This window comes from Streptomyces sp. NPDC048590 (genome assembly GCF_043199535.1).
GTDB lineage: Bacteria > Actinomycetota > Actinomycetes > Streptomycetales > Streptomycetaceae > Streptomyces.
The window spans coordinates 32,366-49,489 of sequence record NZ_JBICWC010000017.1; the positions used below are offsets into that span (position 1 = coordinate 32,366).

Consider the following 17,124-nt stretch of genomic DNA (forward strand, 5'->3'; position numbering starts at 1 on the left):
CGTGGCAGCGCATGCTGGGGGTAGGGCGTTGCTTTGTATTCCCAGCACCGACGAGGAGCACCCTGTGACCCAGACCAGCGACAACGTCACCTGGCTCACGCCGGAGGCGCACAGCCAGCTGAAGGCAGAGCTGGAGTACCTGTCTGGTCCCGCGCGCACGGAGATCGCCGTAAAGATCGCGGCGGCCCGTGAGGAGGGTGACCTCCGTGAGAACGGCGGGTACCACGCGGCCAAGGAGGAGCAGGGCAAGATGGAGCTCCGGGTCCGCCAGCTGACCCAGCTCCTGGAGCACGCGAAGGTCGGCGAGGCCCCGGCCGACGACGGCGTGGTCGAGCCCGGCATGGTCGTGACCATCGCCTTCGACGGCGACCCGGACGACACGGTCACCTTCCTGCTCGCCTCCCGTGAGTACGCGAGCACCGACATCGAGACCTACTCCCCGCAGTCCCCGCTCGGCACGGGCGTGAACGGCAAGCGGGTGGGCGACGACGCGGAGTACGAGCTGCCGAACGGCAAGAAGGCCACCGTGAAGATCATCTCGGCCAAGCCGTACCAGGGCTGACCCGTACCCGTACGAAGAAGAGCCCCGGCCGCGTGCGGCCGGGGCTTTCTCGTGGGCGGGCGTCAGGCGGTGGCCGAGCGGTACTTGCGGACCGCCAGGGTACGGAAGACCGCCACGATCAGCACCGACCAGATCACCGAGGCCAGGATCGGGTGCTGCATGGGCCAGGCATCCGGCGTGACGAAGCCCGGCGGCAGGTTCCCGAACAGCTCCCGGCAGGCCTGCACGGTGGCGCTGAAGGGGTTCCACTCGGCGATATGGCGCAGGACGGTCGGCATCTGGTTGGCGTCCACGAAGGCGTTGGAGATGAACGTCAGCGGGAACAGCCAGATCAGACCGCCCGACGTCGCCGCCTCCGGGGTACGGACGACGAGCCCGATGAGGGCCCCGATCCAGGAGAAGGCGTAGCCGAGCAGGAGCAGCAGCAGGAAGCCGAGCAGGACCTTGCCGATGTTCTCGTGGGTCCGCCAGCCGATGATCAGAGCGACCCCGGCGAGGACTACGAGGGTGAGGGCGGTCTGGACGAGGTCGGCGAGGGTGCGTCCGGTGAGGACGGCGCCCCGGGCCATGGGCAGCGACCTGAAGCGGTCGATCAGACCCTTGTGCATGTCGTCGGCGATGCCCGCGCCGGCCCCCGCGGTCGCGAAGGTGACCGTCTGCGCGAAGATCCCAGCCATCAGGAACTCTTTGTAAGCCGTCGACGAGAGGGACCCGCCGACCTTGATGGAGCCGCCGAAGACGTAGGTGAACAGCACCACGAACATGATCGGCTGGACCAGTCCGAAGATCACCATCTCCGGAATCCTGGCCATGCGAATCAAATTACGCCGGGCGACGACCAGCGAGTCGGCGACGGACCGGCCGATCGCCCCGCGGGCCTTCATCGGCGGGACGGTCCTCGTGTCGGTGACGGCGCTCATTCCCCGTCCTCCTTCCGGCCCTGTGCGGCCTCGGTAGACGGGTCCTGACCGTTCTTCTCCAGCTCGGCGGCGTGCCCGGTGAGCGAGATGAAGACGTCGTCGAGCGTGGGGCGCCGCAGACCGATGTCGTCGATCTCCACCCCCTGGGTGTCGAGGTCGCGGATCACCTCGGCGAGCAGCTTGGCCCCGCCGGTGACCGGGACGGTCAGCTTGCGGGTGTGCTGTTCCACGGAGATGTCGCCCTTGCCGTAGACCGCCAGCACCGAACGCGCCCGCTCGATCTCCTCCGGCCGGTGCACGACGACCTCGACGCGCTCGCCGCCGGTACGGGCCTTCAGCTCGTCGGAGGTGCCGCGGGCGATGACCTTGCCGTGGTCGATGACGCAGATGTCATGGGCGAGGTGGTCGGCCTCCTCCAGGTACTGCGTGGTCAGCAGCAGCGTCGTCCCCCCGGCGACGAGCTCCTGGATGACCTCCCAGAGCTGCTGCCGGTTGCGCGGGTCGAGCCCGGTGGTGGGCTCGTCCATGAACATGACCGGCGGGGAGACGACGAGCGCCGCCGCCAGGTCGAGGCGGCGGCGCATGCCCCCGGAGTACGTCTTCGCGGTGCGGTCCGCCGCGTCGGCGAGGTTGAACCTCTCCAGCAGCTCCCCCGCCCGCCTCTTCGCGTCGCGTCCGCTCATCTGGTAGAGCTGGCCGACCATCTGGAGGTTCTCCCGGCCGGTGAGGTACTCGTCCACCGCCGCGAACTGGCCGGACAGGCCGATCGAGCGGCGCACCTGGTCGGGGTTCTTCAGCACGTCGATGCCGGCCACCACCGCCCGCCCGCTGTCCGGCTGGAGCAGGGTGGTCAGGACGCGGACGGCCGTGGTCTTGCCGGCGCCGTTCGGCCCCAGCAGGCCGAGGACGGTGCCTTCGGGCACGTCGAGATCGACTCCGCCCAGTGCTTTTACGTCGCCGAAGGTCTTCACCAGGCCTTCGGCGTAGATGGCGCCTGGCATACGGGTTCCCCCAGTTGCTTCGCTTGGTTGCCTGAGCGGATCGTAGGGTTCCCGGCCCCTCGGGGCGGGGAACACCGGGGTGTTCGGCGATGCACCGTAACGCGATACATCGCGATCCACAACGGGTTTTCGGCGAAGGGGATCCCGCGTCGCTCAGGACCGCACCAGGTACCCGGCGCCACGCAGCGCGGCGGCCACCTCCTGGCAGTGCTCGGGCCCCTTCGTCTCCAGGTGGAGTTCCACCTCCGCCTCGGTGAGCCCGAGCCGGGGGTCGGTGCGCACGTGCTGGATGTCCAGGACGTTGGCGTCGGCGACGGACAGCGTGGCGAGCATCGCGGCCAGCGCACCGGGGCGGTCGGTGAGCCGCAGCCGCAGGCTCATGTAGCGGCCCGCGGTGACCATGCCGTGCGTCAGGATGCGCTGTATCAGGAGCGGGTCGACGTTGCCGCCCGACAGCACGGCGACGACCGGCCCCCGGAACGACCCGGGGTCGCTCAGGAGCGCCGCGACCGGGCTCGCCCCCGCGGGCTCCACGACCATCTTCGCCCGCTCCAGGCAGAGCAGCAGCGCACTGGACAGCTCGTCCTCGGAGACCGTACGGACTTCGTCCACCAGGTCCCTGATCAGGGGGAACGTGAGGTCACCGGGCCGCCCCACCTTGATCCCGTCGGCCATGGTCTGCACCGAGTCGAGCACGGTCGGACGCCCGGCGGAGAGTGAGGGCGGGAAGGCGGCCGCGCCCGCGGCCTGCACGCCGACGATCCTGACATCGGGGCGCAGGGCCTTGACCGCGACCGCGATCCCGGCGGCGAGGCCGCCCCCGCCGATACCGACGACGATGGTGCGGACCTCCGGGCACTGCTCCAGGATCTCCAGGCCCACGGTCCCCTGACCGGCGATGACGTCGGGGTGGTCGAAGGGGTGGATGAAGACGGCGCCGGTCTCCTCGGCGTACTCCTGGGCGGCGGCGAGCGTCTCGTCGACGACCTGCCCGTGCAGCCGCACCTCCGCCCCGTACTCACGGGTCGCCGCCACCTTCGGCAGGGGTGCTCCCACGGGCATGAAGACCGTCGAGCGTACGCCGAGCAGCGAAGAGGCCAGTGCGACACCCTGCGCATGGTTTCCGGCACTCGCGGCCACCACACCGGCGGCCCGTTCGACGGGGCTGAGGCCGGCGATCCGTACGTACGCGCCGCGGAGTTTGAAGGACCCGGTGCGCTGGAGGTTCTCGCACTTGAAGTGGACGGGTGCGCCGACCAGGGAGCTGAGATGGCGGCTCCCCTCCATCCCGGTGGTCCGGGCCACCCCGGACAGCATCTTCTGCGCCCCTCGGACGTCGTCGAGGATCAGCGGGGGGAAGGGGTCGGACGCGCGGAAGTTCATGACAGCAAGTCTTGCAGCTCAAGGCGGCAGCGGCCGTCGCATCTCATGGCGTCCTGCGGTGGTGTCCACAGGTTTGTGCAGCACTGGTACACGTTGCCCCGTGGCCGCGTACTCTGTCCCCCACCCATCCGACACCGCACGAAGAGAGCCCCCGGCCATGCCCCCTCAGGACATGACGACTGCTGCGTCTCCTTCCGGAGGCGCGTCCTCCGGAGATCCGGGAACGGACCACCTGCTCGACGCTCTCCAGCACCAGGTGGCAGTCTTCGCCCGCCGCGCCGAGCAGACCCGCCTGGGCGGGGTCGGCCAGGTCCGCAACTCGATGGACCGGGCAGCCTATCTGCTGCTCAACCGGCTCGACGTGGAAGGCCCCATGGGCGTCAAGGCACTCGCCGCGGGCATGGGGATCGACTCCTCGACCGTGACCCGGCAGGTCGCGCCGCTCGTCGACACCGGGCTGGTCAAGCGCACCTCGCACCCTGAGGACGGGCGGGCCGTCGTACTGCAGTTGTCGCCGCGCGGACAGGCCCGGCTGGAGGAGGTACGCGCCTCGCGCCGCGAGCTGATGTACCAGGTGACGGACGGGTGGAGCGAGGAGGAGCGGGACACCTTCTGCACGCTCCTGACCCGCTTCAACGGCTCGCTGGCCGACCGGCAGGCGGCGAACCAGCCTCCTCAGGAGAACTGACCTGCCGGGCTGCTCCCCGGCTGTGAGCGCGGCGTTTCGGACCTACCCTTGAAGTGCGTGCACTCGTCCGCCGAGGAGGCCGCCATGACACGGAAAGTCGCCGACTGCCGCAAGTACCCGAGCGTGTCCAACTGTTCACTCACCATCTCCGGTGAGGAGGACGAAGTGGTGAGGGCCGCCGCAGAACACGCGGTGTCGGTCCACGAGCACCAGGACAGCCCCGAGATGCGCGAGCAGATCCGGGCATCGCTGGACGACGAGAAGGCCGCGGTCTGAGCAACAGCCTTTCCGGTGCGGTCCGGTGGCGGGGCGAGCACGCCCCGCCACCGGATTTTCCGGCTGCGTGAGCGTCAGCCGAGGGCCTGCGTCAGGTCGGCGAGCAGGTCGTCGGCGTTCTCGATGCCGACGGACAGCCGGACCAGGTCGGCCGGCACCTCGAGCGGCGAACCGGCGGCCGAGGCATGGGTCATGCGGCCCGGGTGCTCCAGGAGCGACTCGACCCCGCCGAGCGACTCCCCGAGCGTGAAGAGCTTCGCCCGGTCGCAGACCCGGACCGCCGCCTCCTCGCCGCCCTTGACGCGGAAGGACACCATGCCGCCGAAGGCGCGCATCTGCTTGGCGGCGATCTCGTGGCCGGGGTGGTCGGGCAGCCCCGGGTAGAGGACCTGGGTCACCTCGGGGTGACGGGTCAGCAGGTCGGCGACCTTCGTCGCGTTCTCGTCGTGGCGGTCCATGCGGACCGCGAGGGTCTTGATGCCGCGCAGCACCAGCCAGGCGTCGAACGGCCCGGCCACAGCGCCCATCGCGTTCTGGTGGTAGGCCAGTTCGTCGGCCAGGTCCGGGTCGCTGACGACGAGCGCGCCGCCGACGACGTCGGAATGCCCGCCCATGTACTTGGTCGTCGAGTGCACGACGACGTCGGCGCCCAGGGAGAGCGGCTGCTGGAGGTAGGGGCTGGCGAAGGTGTTGTCGACGACGAGCCGGGCGCCGGTCTCCCGGGCCACCTGGGCCACGGCCGCGATGTCGGTGATGCCGAGCAGCGGGTTGGAGGGCGTCTCCACCCAGATCGCCTTCGTACGGGGGGTGATGGCGGCCCGCACCGCGCTCACGTCCGAGGTGTCCGCGACCGAGAACTCCACGCCCCAGCGCGAGGCGACCTTCGCGAACAGCCGGAACGTGCCGCCGTAGGCGTCGTTCGGGATGACGACGTGGTCACCGGGCGTCAGCAGCGTGCGCAGGAGGCAGTCCTCAGCCGCGAGGCCGGACGCGAACGCCAGGCCGCGTCGGCCGCCCTCCAGCGCCGCGAGGTTCTCCTCCAGCGCGGTGCGGGTCGGGTTGGCGCTGCGGCTGTACTCGTAGCCGCCGCGGAGCCCGCCGACGCCGTCCTGCTTGTACGTGGACACCTGGTAGATCGGCGGGACCACGGCGCCGGTGAGTGGATCCGCCGTGTTGCCGGCGTGGATCGCGAGGGTCTCGAAGCTGTGCTGGTCGCTCATGGGGCCCGAGCGTAGTTCTTCGGGAGGCTGGTTACAGGCCACTCGCCGCCCGGATATCCGTCCGGGGACAATGGACCGCATGGAGATTCTGTGGGTTCTCATCGCGCTGTGCATGCTCCTCGCCGTCCTCGGCCCGGTCATGCTGCGGCGCCGTGGCGGCATCCGCCAGGTGGCGCCCGGTTCGCCCGACGCCGCCGACCCGGACACCTACGGCTTCGCGCGCCAGGAGGAGCTTGACGTCCGGATGCCCGGCCCCGACCAGGACCTCCTCGACGTACTCGACGTCGTCCAGGGGACGGGCAGCTGGAAGGCCGCGTCACAGCTGCTCGCGGGCACCCCGAAGGAGGGCGAGGTCCGCTGGCAGCGGGTGCAGGCCTTCGCCGGCGCCGCCTCGCTGGAGCTCGCGCACCGGCCGGGCGAGGGCGGGGCGTGGCTGCGGGCCTGGCGGGCCGAGGCCCCGAAGGACGCGGGCGCCGCCGCGGTGCACGCGGAGTTCCTGGTGCAGCAGGCCTGGCGCACGGGCACGGTGGGCACGGACGACTTCCGGATCATCCTGGAGGAGGCCCGTACGGTCTGCGGCGAGGCCGCCCTGCTGGCCCCCGGCGACCCCGTTCCGTACATCGTGGAGCTTGCCGTCGCCCGTGGACTGGGCTACTCCCACGAGCAGTTCGACCAGCTCTGGGCGAAGATCATCGACCGTGCCCCGTCGCACATGGGCGCGCACATCGCGGCCCTGCACTTCTGGTGCGAGAAGTGGCACGGCTCCCGCGAGGAGGCCGCCCGCTTCGCGGAGGCGGCCGCCGCCCGTGCCCCGCAGGGCTCGCTGCTCGCGGCGCTGCCGCTCTTCGCGGTGTACGAGCACCTGCCCGAGGTCAATCTGGTGCAGGGCTTCTACCAGGGCACCGTGGTGACGAAGGCCGTCGAGGGCGCCATGTTCGCCGTGCACGCGGCCCGGGGCGACGACCCGATGCTCGCGCACGTGAGGCACCTGCTGGTCCTCTTCCTCGTCCGCATGGAACGCTGGGCCGAGGCGATGCACCAGTTCGTCCACGTCGACGGCCACGTGGGCGCGCTGCCCTGGACCCAGAGCTCCGACCCGGCCGCCGAGTACACGGTGTACCGGGCGCTGGCCGTCGCCGGCTACGAGGCGAACGGCGGCAGCCCGGCGACGCTGCTCCACTGACCCGGCACACGCTCACTTCGGATTGGACCGGTACACCCATGGCACGACTGATCCCGCTGATCCTGATAGCCCTCGCGGTCTGGCTCTGGCTGCGGGCCCGCAGGAAGACCGACGCGTATATGACCTCCTACGGGTCCCCGGCGCGCGACGCGAGCGGGAAGGACGAGAGCGACGGGCGGGACGGCCCCCAGGCCCCCGCGGCCTGACGACGACACGGAATCCACGGCGCCCCCGGGGCGTTGTACGTACCGCACACCGACCCCCGGAGGAGCCCCCGCATGTTCCTGACCAACCGCACCCCTCAGCTCCCCACCCGCGAGGAGGCCCTGCGAGGCCGCCCGGTCCCCGAGTTCTCGGTGCCGGAGCGCCACACGGTCCTCGGCAACCCGCTGACCGGCCCTTATCCGGAGGGCCTGGAGGTCGCCGACTTCGCGCTGGGCTGTTTCTGGGGCGCCGAGCGCAAGTTCTGGCAGACCGAGGGCGTCTGGACGACGCTCGTCGGCTACCAGGGCGGCTACACCGAGAATCCCTCGTACGAGGAGACCTGCTCGGGCCTGACCGGCCACACCGAGGCGGTCCGCGTCGTGTTCGACCCGAAGGTGGTGAGCTACGCGGAGCTGCTGAAGCTGTTCTGGGAGTCGCACAACCCGACCCAGGGCTTCCGGCAGGGCAACGACGTGGGCACCCAGTACCGCTCCGCCCTCTACACCCACTCCCCCGAGCAGGCCGAGGCCGCCGAGGCGTCCCGCGAGGCGTACCAGCGGGTGCTGACGGGCGCCGGCTACAAGACGATCACCACGGAGATCCTGCCGGCGGAGGGCCGCACCTTCTGGCCTGCCGAGGCATATCACCAGCAGTACCTCGACAAGAACCCCGACGGCTACTGCGGCATCGGCGGCACGGGGGCGACCCTGGAGGCCCCGTCGGAGACGAACTGGGGCCGCGCCTGCCCGACGGGCATCGCCCCGGCGCCGGAGGCCTGAGCCTCCGCCCCACGGAAACCCCGGCCCCGGCATCCACATGGATGCCGGGGCCGGGGTGCGTGAGGTGCGTCCGCCGGGTCAGGAGGCGACGAAGCGGGCGATCTGGCCGAGGGTGATGGTGTCGGTCAGGTACCCGATGTGGGTCTGGCAGGCCACGTTGTTGTTGGTCGCGCCGTTCAGCTTGGTGCTGGTGTACGGCAGGATGATGCCGTCGCAGGCCGAGTACCAGGTGGCGTACTTCGTGTCCCCCGGGGTCTCGTCACCCGAGGTGATCTGGCCGATGAACGAGGAGCCCGGGTACATCTGCTGGCAGGTGGTGTAGATCAGGCAGGCGCTCGCGTAGGTGGTGCCGTGGTTGGCTCCGGCGATCGAGGCGAGGTGGCTGACGCTGCTGCTGCCGCCCAGCACCTTCAGGTAGTACTGGCTGACCAGTCCGCCCATCGAGTGGTTGACGATGGCGACCTTGCTCGCGCCGGTCTGCGACTTCACGTTGTTCACGAACGTGGCGAGGCCCTGGGCGTTGTTGATGTTGTTCCCGTACGAGTTGTAGTCGTAGGTGAACAGCTTGGAGCTGGACCAGCCGTTGAGCTGGAAGACGCTCTTCGCGGTGACCCAGTTCGAGGCGTTGCCGGTGTAGCCGTGGACGAAGACGACGGGCGTGCTGGTCGACAGCGTCGAGGCGGGGGCAGCGGCCGTGGTCTCGGCCGCGCCGGCCGTCGGCGCGGCCGAGAACAGCGAGAACGCGACCGCGGCGGAGGCGAGGAGTCCGAGAAGCCGGCGAGGTGAACGACGCATGGAATGCTCCTGACAAGAGTGCGGGTCCGACCCGCCAAGAGTCGGGGTGCGCGGCCCGGGGGGCATCGGCGAATTCACCGGTGTCCGTCCGGCTCAGGGTGCGTGCGCACCCCTTGTGACGGCTCGGGGCCGGCCTTCCGGCAGGCCGGCCGGTGGCTCACGGGGACGGTGGAGCCCGAGGTGGCCCCGGAGATCGCTAATCTGTTCCCCCGCTCGACTGCGGGCGGGGGAAGAACAGGGGTGGGACATGCGCAGAGGGATCGCCGCACTCGCGGCGGTGGGTGCCGTGGGCACCGCGGTCGTCGCGGTGCCGGCCGCACACGCTGAGGGCCGGGGGGACATCCGGGTCGTCAGGACCGTCGTGAACGGGGGCGCCAGTGTGATCGTCGGCGTCAAGAACGTGAAGCGGTTCCCGATCGTCATGACGATCAAGGACAACTCGGGGGTGAAGGGCGTGACGGACGTGTCGGCCTTCAACTCGGGCAACGGCTACGGACCGGTGTCGTATCTGGGCACGTCGTGCCGCAAGAGCAGCTCGACCACGTCCGTGTGCACCGCGACCATGGAGGTCGACCCGTCCTGGATCGACTCCTACGGCAGCGCGAACAGGGGCTGGGACGCCAATGCGGTGGCCGGGACGTGGCAGGTCAACGCCACGGTGAAGGCCAACGACGGAAACTACTGGATCTCCGACCGCATCGCGACCTTCAGGATGAAGCGGGCCGCGACGCTGACGACGGACGCGGCACCCGAGCCGGTCAGGAAGGGTGGCACGCTCACCGTCACCGGCAAGCTGTCCCGGGCCAACTGGACGGATCTCAAGTACCACGGCTACACCAAGCAGGTGGTGAAGCTGCAGTACAAGACGCCAGGTGGCTCGTACCACACGGTCAAGACGGCGACCACGGACAGCGCGGGACACCTCCGGGCGACGGTGAAGGCCTCCGCCTCGGGCAGCTGGCGCTGGGCGTTCCTCGGCACGACGACGACCATGAAGGTCGTCTCCACCGGTGACGCGGTCACGGTGAAGTAGTGGAAGCACCGGTGGGCCGCGCCGCGGCTCACCGGTCGCGCCCGGCAGAGCACGACCGCAGACTGCTGGTGAGGTCCGGGCATCCCTCATCGCACTCTCGGAGGCAACACCATGCAGGTCATGAAGGCGGCGGTCGTCAAGGACTTCACCGCCCCGCTGGTCGTCGAGGACAGAGAGCTCCCCGCTCCCGGGCCCGTTCAGGCCCTGGTGAAGGTCCTCTACTCGGGTGTGTGCCACACCGATCTGCACGCGGCCCACGGTGACTGGCCGGTCAAACCGGTCCCGCCCTTCGTCCCCGGCCACGAGGGGGTCGGCGAGGTCGTGGCCGTCGGTGACGGGGTCACCCGCCTCAGGATCGGCGACATGGTCGGCAACGCCTGGTTCTGGTCGGCCTGCGGTTCCTGCGAGTACTGCGGGACGGGCCGGGAGACCCTCTGCCCCGACCAGAAGAACGGCGGTTACTCCGTCGACGGCTCCTTCGGCCGGTACATGCTGGTGGACGCCGCGTACGCCCCCCTCATCCCGGAGGGCGTGGATCTGGCCGCCGTGGCGCCGATCCTGTGCGCGGGGGTGACCGTCTACAAGGGGCTCAAGGAGTCCGAGGTCAGGCCGGGAGAGTGGGTGCTGATCTCGGGCATCGGCGGGCTCGGCCACATCGCCGTGCAGTACGCCCGTGCCATGGGGATGCGGGTCGTCGCCGTCGACGTCTCGGACGAGAAGTGCGGGCTGGCCCGGCGGCACGGCGCGGAACTGGCGGTGAACGCCCTGAGCGACCCCGATCCGGCGGCCACGATCAAGGAGTTCACGGGTGGCGGGGTGCACGGCGGTCTGGTGACCGCCGTCAACGGGGCGGCCTTCTCCCAGGGGGTGGGGGCCCTGCGCAGGGGCGGCACCCTGGCGCTGGTGGGGCTGCCGCCCGAGCAGTTCCCCCTGGACATCTTCTCGACCGTGCTGTTCGGGCTGACGGTGCGTGGCTCGATCGTGGGCACCCGCGCGGATCTGGCGGAGGCGCTGGACTTCTTCGCCCGGGGGCTGATCGAGCCGACGTACACGCTGCGCCCGCTCGCCGACATCAACGCGATCTTCGACGAGATGGCGGCCGGCCGTATCGAGGGGCGTGTGGTCATGGACATGAGCGCCTGACGGCCGGCCGGCTCCGGGTCAGGCCGCGAGCCTGACCTCGCCCATCGGCCTGCGGGCCGAGGCCGTGCGCGAGGGTGCGCTGCGGTGGGCGAGTTCGTCCTGGGCCAGCGACAGCACGTCACCGAGGCGGAGCCCGAGGGATCGTGCCGCCGCCGCGAGCACCTCGGACGAGGCCTCCTTGCGTCCGCGCTCCACCTCGGAGAGGTAGGGCACGGAGATCCGCGCGGCCTCGGCGACGTCCTTGAGCGTCCGGCCCTGGGTGGTGCGCTCACGGCGCAGGACGTCTCCGACGACGTCCCGCCAGAGGGGCTCCCTGCCGGCGGGCGGGGTCGTGGGTACGGGGCGGAAGGGGATGACCCGGGCGTGGTGGGGCGCGTGGCTGCTCATGCTCCGAGCCTAGGAGCGGTGCGCCCGGTGCGGGAGGGCTTCGCTCCCCCGCACCGGGCGGATCTGCTGTCGGCAGAACGGATCTGCCGGGTCCGTCAGCCGCCGATGTTCGCCTGCGGCCCCGCGTACTGTCCGAGGATCGCGGGGACGTCCGCGGCGGGGTCGAGGGTGTAGCTGTAGTGGTCGGACGGCTTGAAGGTCGTCCCGTTGGTCTGCTGCTTGCCGGTGCAGGAGACGCAGATGCTGCCGGTCTGGGTGAGGGACGCGGCGGTCGTGTCGATGTTGTACGGGTTGTTGACCTTGCTGTAGTAGCTGTTCTCGATGACGGTCTTCGAGGCTCCGCGGGAGAGGTTCCCGTAGGACGACACGTTCTGCATGTAGTTGTTGTAGAGGTGCGCGAAGGCGACGTTGTCGATGCTGGGGTTGCGCTGGTTGGTGTCGTGGATCCAGTTGTGGTGGATGGTCATGCGGGCGGTGACGTTCTCGGTCCAGCCGATGCCGAAGGCCTTGTTCTGCTCACCGAGGATGTTCCAGGAGACGGTGAGGTAGCTGGTGTCCTTGCGGCTGTCGATCAGCCCGTCGTTCATCCGCTCGATGCGGTTGTGGTCGATCCAGATGTGGTCGGCGGTGTCCATCTGGATGCCGTCGTAGTCGTAGTCCTTGTCGTCGGGGTCGTCCTCGGTCATCCGGGTGTCGCGGATGGTGAGGTTGCGGATGATGACGTTGTGGACGCCGGTGCCGAGGAAGAAGCCGCCGCCGACGACCTGGCCGGAGGTGCCGACGCCGACGATGGTCTTGTCGGACTTCACCGGTATCTCGTAGCCGTACGTGGTGGCCGTGAGCGCCGCCGCGACCTTGATGACGTAGGGCTCGGTGGCGGTGGCGTACTTCACCAGGTCCGCGTAGGTCTTCACGGTGACGGTCGTGCCGGCCGCGCCTCCCGTGGTGCCGCCGCCGGTGGAGGCGAAGCCGTCGGCCTTGTCGGACCAGGTGCGTCCGCCGCCGGTGGAGCCCACGGGCTTGAAGGCCCACTGCTTGTTGCTGTTGGCGGTGCACGTCTCCTGGATGATCGCCGCGCCGCTCGCGGTGGAAGCACCCTTGTCACTCATGCACAGACCGCTGTTGACGTTCACGATCTGGTAGGTGTCCGTGCCGCTCGGCGTCAGCGTCCACTGCTGGTTCGACTGCGACGCACAACCCCACTGCTGGAGCTGGACCCCGCTGGTCTTCGAGCTGTCAGGAACGTCGACGCACTTGCCACTCGACTTGTTGACCAGCCGGTACTTCCCCGACCCGTCAGCACTCAGCGTGAACTGCTGCCACGCCGCCCCGTCCGTACACCCCCACTGCTGCAACAGCGCCCCGTTCGCCGACGACGCACCCGGCACATCCACACACTTACCGCTCTTCTTCACCGCCAGCTGATACACACCCCCCGCTGCCGGCAACGTCGCCGCACCCGCCGGCGACACCAGCCCGCCCACCAGCACCGCACCCACCGCCAGCAGCATCGCTGTCAGCAGGGCTCCGAGCCCCATGGTCCGTTTCCTGCGTCCGCTCATGGTCCTTCTCCTCGTCTCGTGTCCTGGTCTTCGTGGTGGTGCGCGCTCAGCGCACCGGGTTCCAGCCGTCGGTGCCGGCCAGGTACTTCTGCGGGGTGTAGTTCGCCGCCTGGGCGTCGGTCAGCTGCGGCCGGTTGCTGTTGACGGTCGCTCCGGGGCCGGTGTTGCGGTACTCGGAGAACCTGGCGTTCTTCCAGGAGTTGGTGGACATGTCCGTCCAGGGCTGCGCGGTGGCCAGCGCCGCCGTGAGGGTGCTCTCCCGGTAGAGCACCTGGGCGTTCGCCCTCCAGGGCCGCCCCAGCTGGGTGGTGCTGTTGACCGCGCCGGTGATGGTGGACCGGTAGAACAGGAAGCCGTAGGTCTTGCCCGCGTCGGTGCTCGCCGCGGTGATCGGACCGCCGGTGGTGCGCCGCTCGTGGATGGCGCAGGCGTGGAACACGGCGGTGCCGCCGCCGTAGATGAAGTCGACGGTGCCTTCGATACGGGAGTCGACGACGTACGCCCTGGCGTTGTTGTTCAGCAGGAAGGTGTCCTGGTCGCCGAGGAGCCTGACGTCGTCGAGGACCGTACGGTCGGCGTCGAGGTAGAGGGCGAGGGCCTGGTCCCCGGTGTCGGAGGTGTTCTCGTCGAAGTCGTTGGCCATGGTCAGGTTCTCGGCGGAGAAGTCATGGCCGAGTGCGACGACGGTGGCCGATCCGGAGGTGCCGTAGTCCCCGGCGTTCCGGTTGCCGATGATGACGACGTCGTCGGACGAGTCGCCGGTGCCCTTCAGGGTGATGTAGGGCTTGTCGGCGGGGACGGTGACCTTCTCGCGGTAGGTGCCGGGCTTGATGGTGATCGTGACCCGGCTGGAGTTCCCCGTGCCGACGGCGTCCACGGCCGCCTGCACGGTCCGGTAGGTGCCGGTGCCGTCGGCGGCGACGGTCGTGGGTCCGGTGGAGCCCACGGGCTTGAAGGCCCACTGCTTGTTGCTGTTGGCGGTGCAGGTCTCCTGGATGATCGCCGCGCCGCTCGCGGTCGAAGCACCCTTGTCACTCATGCACAGACCACTGTTCACATTGACGATCTGGTAGGTGTCCGTACCGCTCGGGGTCAGCGTCCACTGCTGGTTCGTCTGCCCGGCACACCCCCACTGCTGGAGCTGGACCCCGCTGCTCTTCGAGCCGTCCGGGACATCGACGCACTTGCCGCTCGACTTGTTGACCAGCCGGTACTTCCCCGAACCGTCAGCCGTCAGCGTGAACTGCTGCCACGCCGCACCCTCCGTACACCCCCACTGCTGCAGCAGCGCACCGTTCGCCGACGACGCACCCGGCACATCCACACACTTGCCGCTCTTCTTCACCACCAGCTGATAGGTCTGGCCCGCCGCCGGCAACGACGCCGCACCCGCCGGCGACACCAGACCACCCACCAGCACCGCACCCACGGCCGCGGCGACCGCGAGGGCGCGCCCTCGCTTCCTGTTCGGTCTCTCGGTCATCGTTCGTCCCTCCGGTCGGGTCGGCTGGTGCGGCGGTGTGCCGCGGTGCCCAGGTAGATGCACGGGGCGGGGGAGGATGACAGAAATCCGGAAGAAACTTTTCCGGGACTCCGCGGACATCGCCGCGTGGCCGGTGGGGCGCCTGTGACGGGGCTTGGCGGCCGGACAACTTCTTTACTGGTCATCAGCGTTGTGCCACGATGCCTGCCTCTGGGCCCCGGGCCGGTGCGACCACTTCCGACGGGGCGCCGCCGACCGGCCCCGAAGCGAGTGAGGAGCCGTGGCGGGATGAGGGAGAGCTGGACCGGCGGGTCGGCGCGGGACACGGCGGCCCTGGTCGGTGATGCCCGGCGCGGGGACGCCGGGGCTCTGGAGGAACTCCTCTCCGCACACCTGCCGTTGGTATACGGAATCGTGGGCCGCGCGCTCAACGGCCACGCCGACGTGGACGACCTGGTGCAGGAGGTGATGCTGCGGATCGTGCACGCCCTGCCGTCCCTGCGTGAGCCCGAGCGGTTCCGCTCGTGGGCGGTGACCATCACCTACCGGGAGATCCAGCAGCACCAGCGGCGGGCCTTCCGTGAAAGGTTTCACGGGCACGAGGTGGAGGCCGTCGCCGACCCCCTCACCGACTTCGCCGAGCGCACGGTGGCCGAGCTCGAACTCACCGGCCAGCGCAAGGACCTGGCCCGCGCCGCGCGGTGGCTGGACGACGAGGACCGGCGGCTGCTCGCCCTGTGGTGGGAGGAGGAGGCCGGCCGGCTCGGCCGCGCCGACGTGGCCCGAGCCCTCGGGCTGAAGGCCCGCCACACCGCCGTACGGGTACGGAGGATGAAGCTGCGGCTGGAGGAGGCCCGTACGGTCGTCCGGGCCCTGGCCGCCGAACCCCGCTGCCCGGGGCTGACCGACGCCGCGCACGGGTGGGACGGCGGTACGAGCGCACTGTGGCGCAAGCGGCTGACCCGTCATGTGCGGGACTGCCGGACGTGCGGAGCTCAGGGCGCCGGTCTGGTCGCACCCGAGAAGCTGCTGCCGGGGCTCGGCCTCATCCCGGTGCCGGGCGGACTGGCGGACGGGGTGCGGCAGTCCGTGGAGGCCGCCTCGTGGTCCGGGCCCGCTGCGGCCACCGGAGGGATCCGGGACACGCTCCACCACTTCACGGCCACCTCGGTCACCGCCGCGGCAGCCGTGCTCGCCGTCGTGGCCGGAGGGCTGACCTATCCGCTGTGGCACTCCCCCGCCCCGGCTCCCCGCTCGGCACCGCCCTCGGCGAGCGTTCCCGCGCGGTCGGCCGCCCCGGAGACCGCGCGGCCCTCCCCGAGCAGGTCCGCCTCGGCGTCACCGTCCGCCTCCCCCGCCGTGGCGGTGGCGCGTGGCGGGGGCACGGCCATCGGCGTGACCGGCGCGGACGTCTATCTCGCTCCCGGCGGCTCGGACGAGGACGGGGACGGCAGCCGTACACGTCCCTACGCCACGCTCGCCAAGGCGGCGTCCGTGGTCCGCCCCGGGCAGACGATCGCGATGCGGGGCGGGACCTACCGCCCGACCGAGGGCACGACGCTGACGACCAACGGCACGGCGGGCAGCAGGATCACCCTCAGCAACTACCGCGGGGAGCGGCCCGTGATCGACGCGTCCGGTGTCCCGGCCGGCTCCTGGGCGGTCACCCAGGAGGCGGACGAGTGGACGGTGCAAGGGCTGGAGATACGAGGGTCCGGGAGCCACGCGTATGTCTGCGTCAGCTGCCGGAACACGGTGTTCCGGGGGCTGTCGCTGCACGACAACGCCGAATCCGGGCTCACCCTGCGCGACGCCGGCACGGAGGGCAACTCGGTGCTGGACAGCGACTTCTACGCCAACGGGCCGGGGAAGGCGGGCGGGGTCGGTCTCGCGGTCAAGTTCGGTTCGGGTGAGGGGAACACGGTCCGTGGCTGCCGGGCCTTCGGCAACGGCGCCGACGGGTTCGACCTGGGGGGCTTCACCAGTCCGGTGACGGTCCGGGACTCCTGGTCGTACCGCAACGGGAACGGCTTCACGCTCGGCGGCGGCAGGACCACGGCGTCCGTGGCGCATGTGCTCGTCGACGACGCGGCCTGGGACAACGCCGGGCTGGGCTTCAACGACGAGGGGAACCCGGGCGCGATCCGTCTGACCCGCACCACCGCGTTCCGTAACGGCACCGGGTTCTATCTGCCGACGGCGGCCGCGGTGCTGAGTGCCAGCGCGGCGGTGGGAAGCGAGGGCGGGCGGGATACGGTGCTCGCCGGGTCCTCCCGGTCGGAGGGCAACACCTGGAATGCGGAGGGCGGTGGCCCTTCGGCGTTCACCACCACCGACCCATCCACCGCCGAGGCTCCGCGGGCGGCGGACGCCTCCCGGCCGAGGACCGAGTTCCTGGCGCCCGCCGAGGCCGCGCCGGGCGCTCGGATGACCCTGTGATGAACAATTCCTGTGGTGACGCGAGGGGAAGGGGTCCCGGTGACGGCATCGGGCGACAGACCGGAT

17 protein-coding genes are annotated in these 17,124 nt (G+C 70.4%); 9 read left to right on the forward strand and 8 right to left on the reverse strand.

All coding sequences use genetic code 11. From position 1 onward, the window contains the following. The first annotated feature begins 64 nt into the window (after positions 1-64). On the forward strand, positions 65-562 hold the full coding sequence (greA, locus tag ACGFNN_RS33330; protein ID WP_362538897.1) for a transcription elongation factor GreA: 498 nt from the start codon (positions 65-67) through the stop codon (positions 560-562). A gap of 62 nt (positions 563-624) precedes the next feature. Here greA and ACGFNN_RS33335 read toward each other — a convergent pair whose 3' ends face one another. From ACGFNN_RS33335 to ilvA, 3 genes are all read right to left on the reverse strand, one after another. Then, complete coding sequence (locus ACGFNN_RS33335) at positions 625-1,482, reverse strand: ABC transporter permease (RefSeq protein WP_393561617.1); 858 nt, start codon at positions 1,480-1,482, stop codon at positions 625-627. Continuing rightward, positions 1,479-2,483 (reverse strand): ATP-binding cassette domain-containing protein, encoded by a 1,005-nt coding sequence (locus tag ACGFNN_RS33340; RefSeq protein WP_393561619.1) that lies wholly within the window; start codon positions 2,481-2,483, stop codon positions 1,479-1,481. Before ACGFNN_RS33340 ends, ACGFNN_RS33335 begins: the two co-directional genes overlap by 4 nt. Before the next feature lie 153 nt (positions 2,484-2,636). After that, complete coding sequence (ilvA, locus tag ACGFNN_RS33345; protein WP_393561621.1) at positions 2,637-3,866, reverse strand: threonine ammonia-lyase; 1,230 nt, start codon at positions 3,864-3,866, stop codon at positions 2,637-2,639. Between the two features lie 157 nt (positions 3,867-4,023). Here ilvA and ACGFNN_RS33350 point away from each other — a divergent pair, with 157 nt between their 5' ends. After that, a complete protein-coding gene (locus ACGFNN_RS33350) occupies positions 4,024-4,554 on the forward strand; it encodes a MarR family transcriptional regulator (RefSeq protein ID WP_362538889.1) in 531 nt (176 codons plus the stop codon). An 84-nt stretch (positions 4,555-4,638) separates the two neighbouring features. After that, positions 4,639-4,830 (forward strand): DUF1059 domain-containing protein, encoded by a 192-nt coding sequence (locus tag ACGFNN_RS33355; protein WP_362538888.1) that lies wholly within the window; start codon positions 4,639-4,641, stop codon positions 4,828-4,830. A 74-nt stretch (positions 4,831-4,904) separates the two neighbouring features. On the opposite strand, the gene ACGFNN_RS33360 is transcribed toward ACGFNN_RS33355, so the two are convergent. Then, positions 4,905-6,050: a cystathionine gamma-synthase gene (locus ACGFNN_RS33360; protein ID WP_393561623.1), complete on the reverse strand. Its 1,146-nt coding sequence runs from the start codon at positions 6,048-6,050 to the stop codon at positions 4,905-4,907. Positions 6,051-6,129: 79 nt separating this feature from the next. Here ACGFNN_RS33360 and ACGFNN_RS33365 point away from each other — a divergent pair, with 79 nt between their 5' ends. The 3 genes from ACGFNN_RS33365 (at position 6,130) to msrA (ending at position 8,216) form a co-directional block, all read left to right on the forward strand. Next, entirely contained in the window at positions 6,130-7,233 is a 1,104-nt protein-coding gene (locus ACGFNN_RS33365; RefSeq protein ID WP_393561625.1) for a hypothetical protein, read from the forward strand. A 38-nt stretch (positions 7,234-7,271) separates the two neighbouring features. Further along, positions 7,272-7,439, forward strand: a complete 168-nt coding sequence (locus tag ACGFNN_RS33370) for a hypothetical protein (protein WP_393561627.1) — start codon at positions 7,272-7,274, stop codon at positions 7,437-7,439. A gap of 72 nt (positions 7,440-7,511) precedes the next feature. Next, on the forward strand, positions 7,512-8,216 hold the full coding sequence (gene msrA / locus ACGFNN_RS33375; RefSeq protein WP_393561629.1) for a peptide-methionine (S)-S-oxide reductase MsrA: 705 nt from the start codon (positions 7,512-7,514) through the stop codon (positions 8,214-8,216). 78 nt (positions 8,217-8,294) lie between these two features. Here the strand turns inward: msrA and ACGFNN_RS33380 are convergent, their stop codons facing one another. Beyond that, positions 8,295-9,011 carry an esterase/lipase family protein gene (locus ACGFNN_RS33380; RefSeq protein WP_393561631.1) on the reverse strand — a complete coding sequence of 239 codons (717 nt, stop codon included), beginning with the start codon at positions 9,009-9,011 and terminating at the stop codon, positions 8,295-8,297. A gap of 247 nt (positions 9,012-9,258) precedes the next feature. Here ACGFNN_RS33380 and ACGFNN_RS33385 point away from each other — a divergent pair, with 247 nt between their 5' ends. Beyond that, complete coding sequence (locus tag ACGFNN_RS33385) at positions 9,259-10,044, forward strand: hypothetical protein (protein ID WP_393561633.1); 786 nt, start codon at positions 9,259-9,261, stop codon at positions 10,042-10,044. Between the two features lie 111 nt (positions 10,045-10,155). Further along, positions 10,156-11,187 carry an alcohol dehydrogenase AdhP gene (gene adhP, locus ACGFNN_RS33390; RefSeq protein ID WP_393561635.1) on the forward strand — a complete coding sequence of 344 codons (1,032 nt, stop codon included), beginning with the start codon at positions 10,156-10,158 and terminating at the stop codon, positions 11,185-11,187. Between the two features lie 18 nt (positions 11,188-11,205). Here adhP and ACGFNN_RS33395 read toward each other — a convergent pair whose 3' ends face one another. The 3 genes from ACGFNN_RS33395 to ACGFNN_RS33405 all read right to left on the reverse strand — a co-directional run bounded on the left by ACGFNN_RS33395 (position 11,206) and on the right by ACGFNN_RS33405 (position 14,619). Beyond that, complete coding sequence (locus tag ACGFNN_RS33395) at positions 11,206-11,574, reverse strand: helix-turn-helix domain-containing protein (protein WP_393561637.1); 369 nt, start codon at positions 11,572-11,574, stop codon at positions 11,206-11,208. A gap of 95 nt (positions 11,575-11,669) precedes the next feature. Next, positions 11,670-13,136 carry an RICIN domain-containing protein gene (locus ACGFNN_RS33400; RefSeq protein ID WP_393561639.1) on the reverse strand — a complete coding sequence of 489 codons (1,467 nt, stop codon included), beginning with the start codon at positions 13,134-13,136 and terminating at the stop codon, positions 11,670-11,672. A gap of 46 nt (positions 13,137-13,182) precedes the next feature. After that, positions 13,183-14,619 carry a pectinesterase family protein gene (locus tag ACGFNN_RS33405; protein WP_393561641.1) on the reverse strand — a complete coding sequence of 479 codons (1,437 nt, stop codon included), beginning with the start codon at positions 14,617-14,619 and terminating at the stop codon, positions 13,183-13,185. A 288-nt stretch (positions 14,620-14,907) separates the two neighbouring features. Between ACGFNN_RS33405 and ACGFNN_RS33410 the strand changes: the two genes are divergently transcribed. Continuing rightward, positions 14,908-17,058 carry a sigma-70 family RNA polymerase sigma factor gene (locus ACGFNN_RS33410; RefSeq protein ID WP_393561643.1) on the forward strand — a complete coding sequence of 717 codons (2,151 nt, stop codon included), beginning with the start codon at positions 14,908-14,910 and terminating at the stop codon, positions 17,056-17,058. The last annotated feature ends 66 nt before the right edge of the window (positions 17,059-17,124 follow it).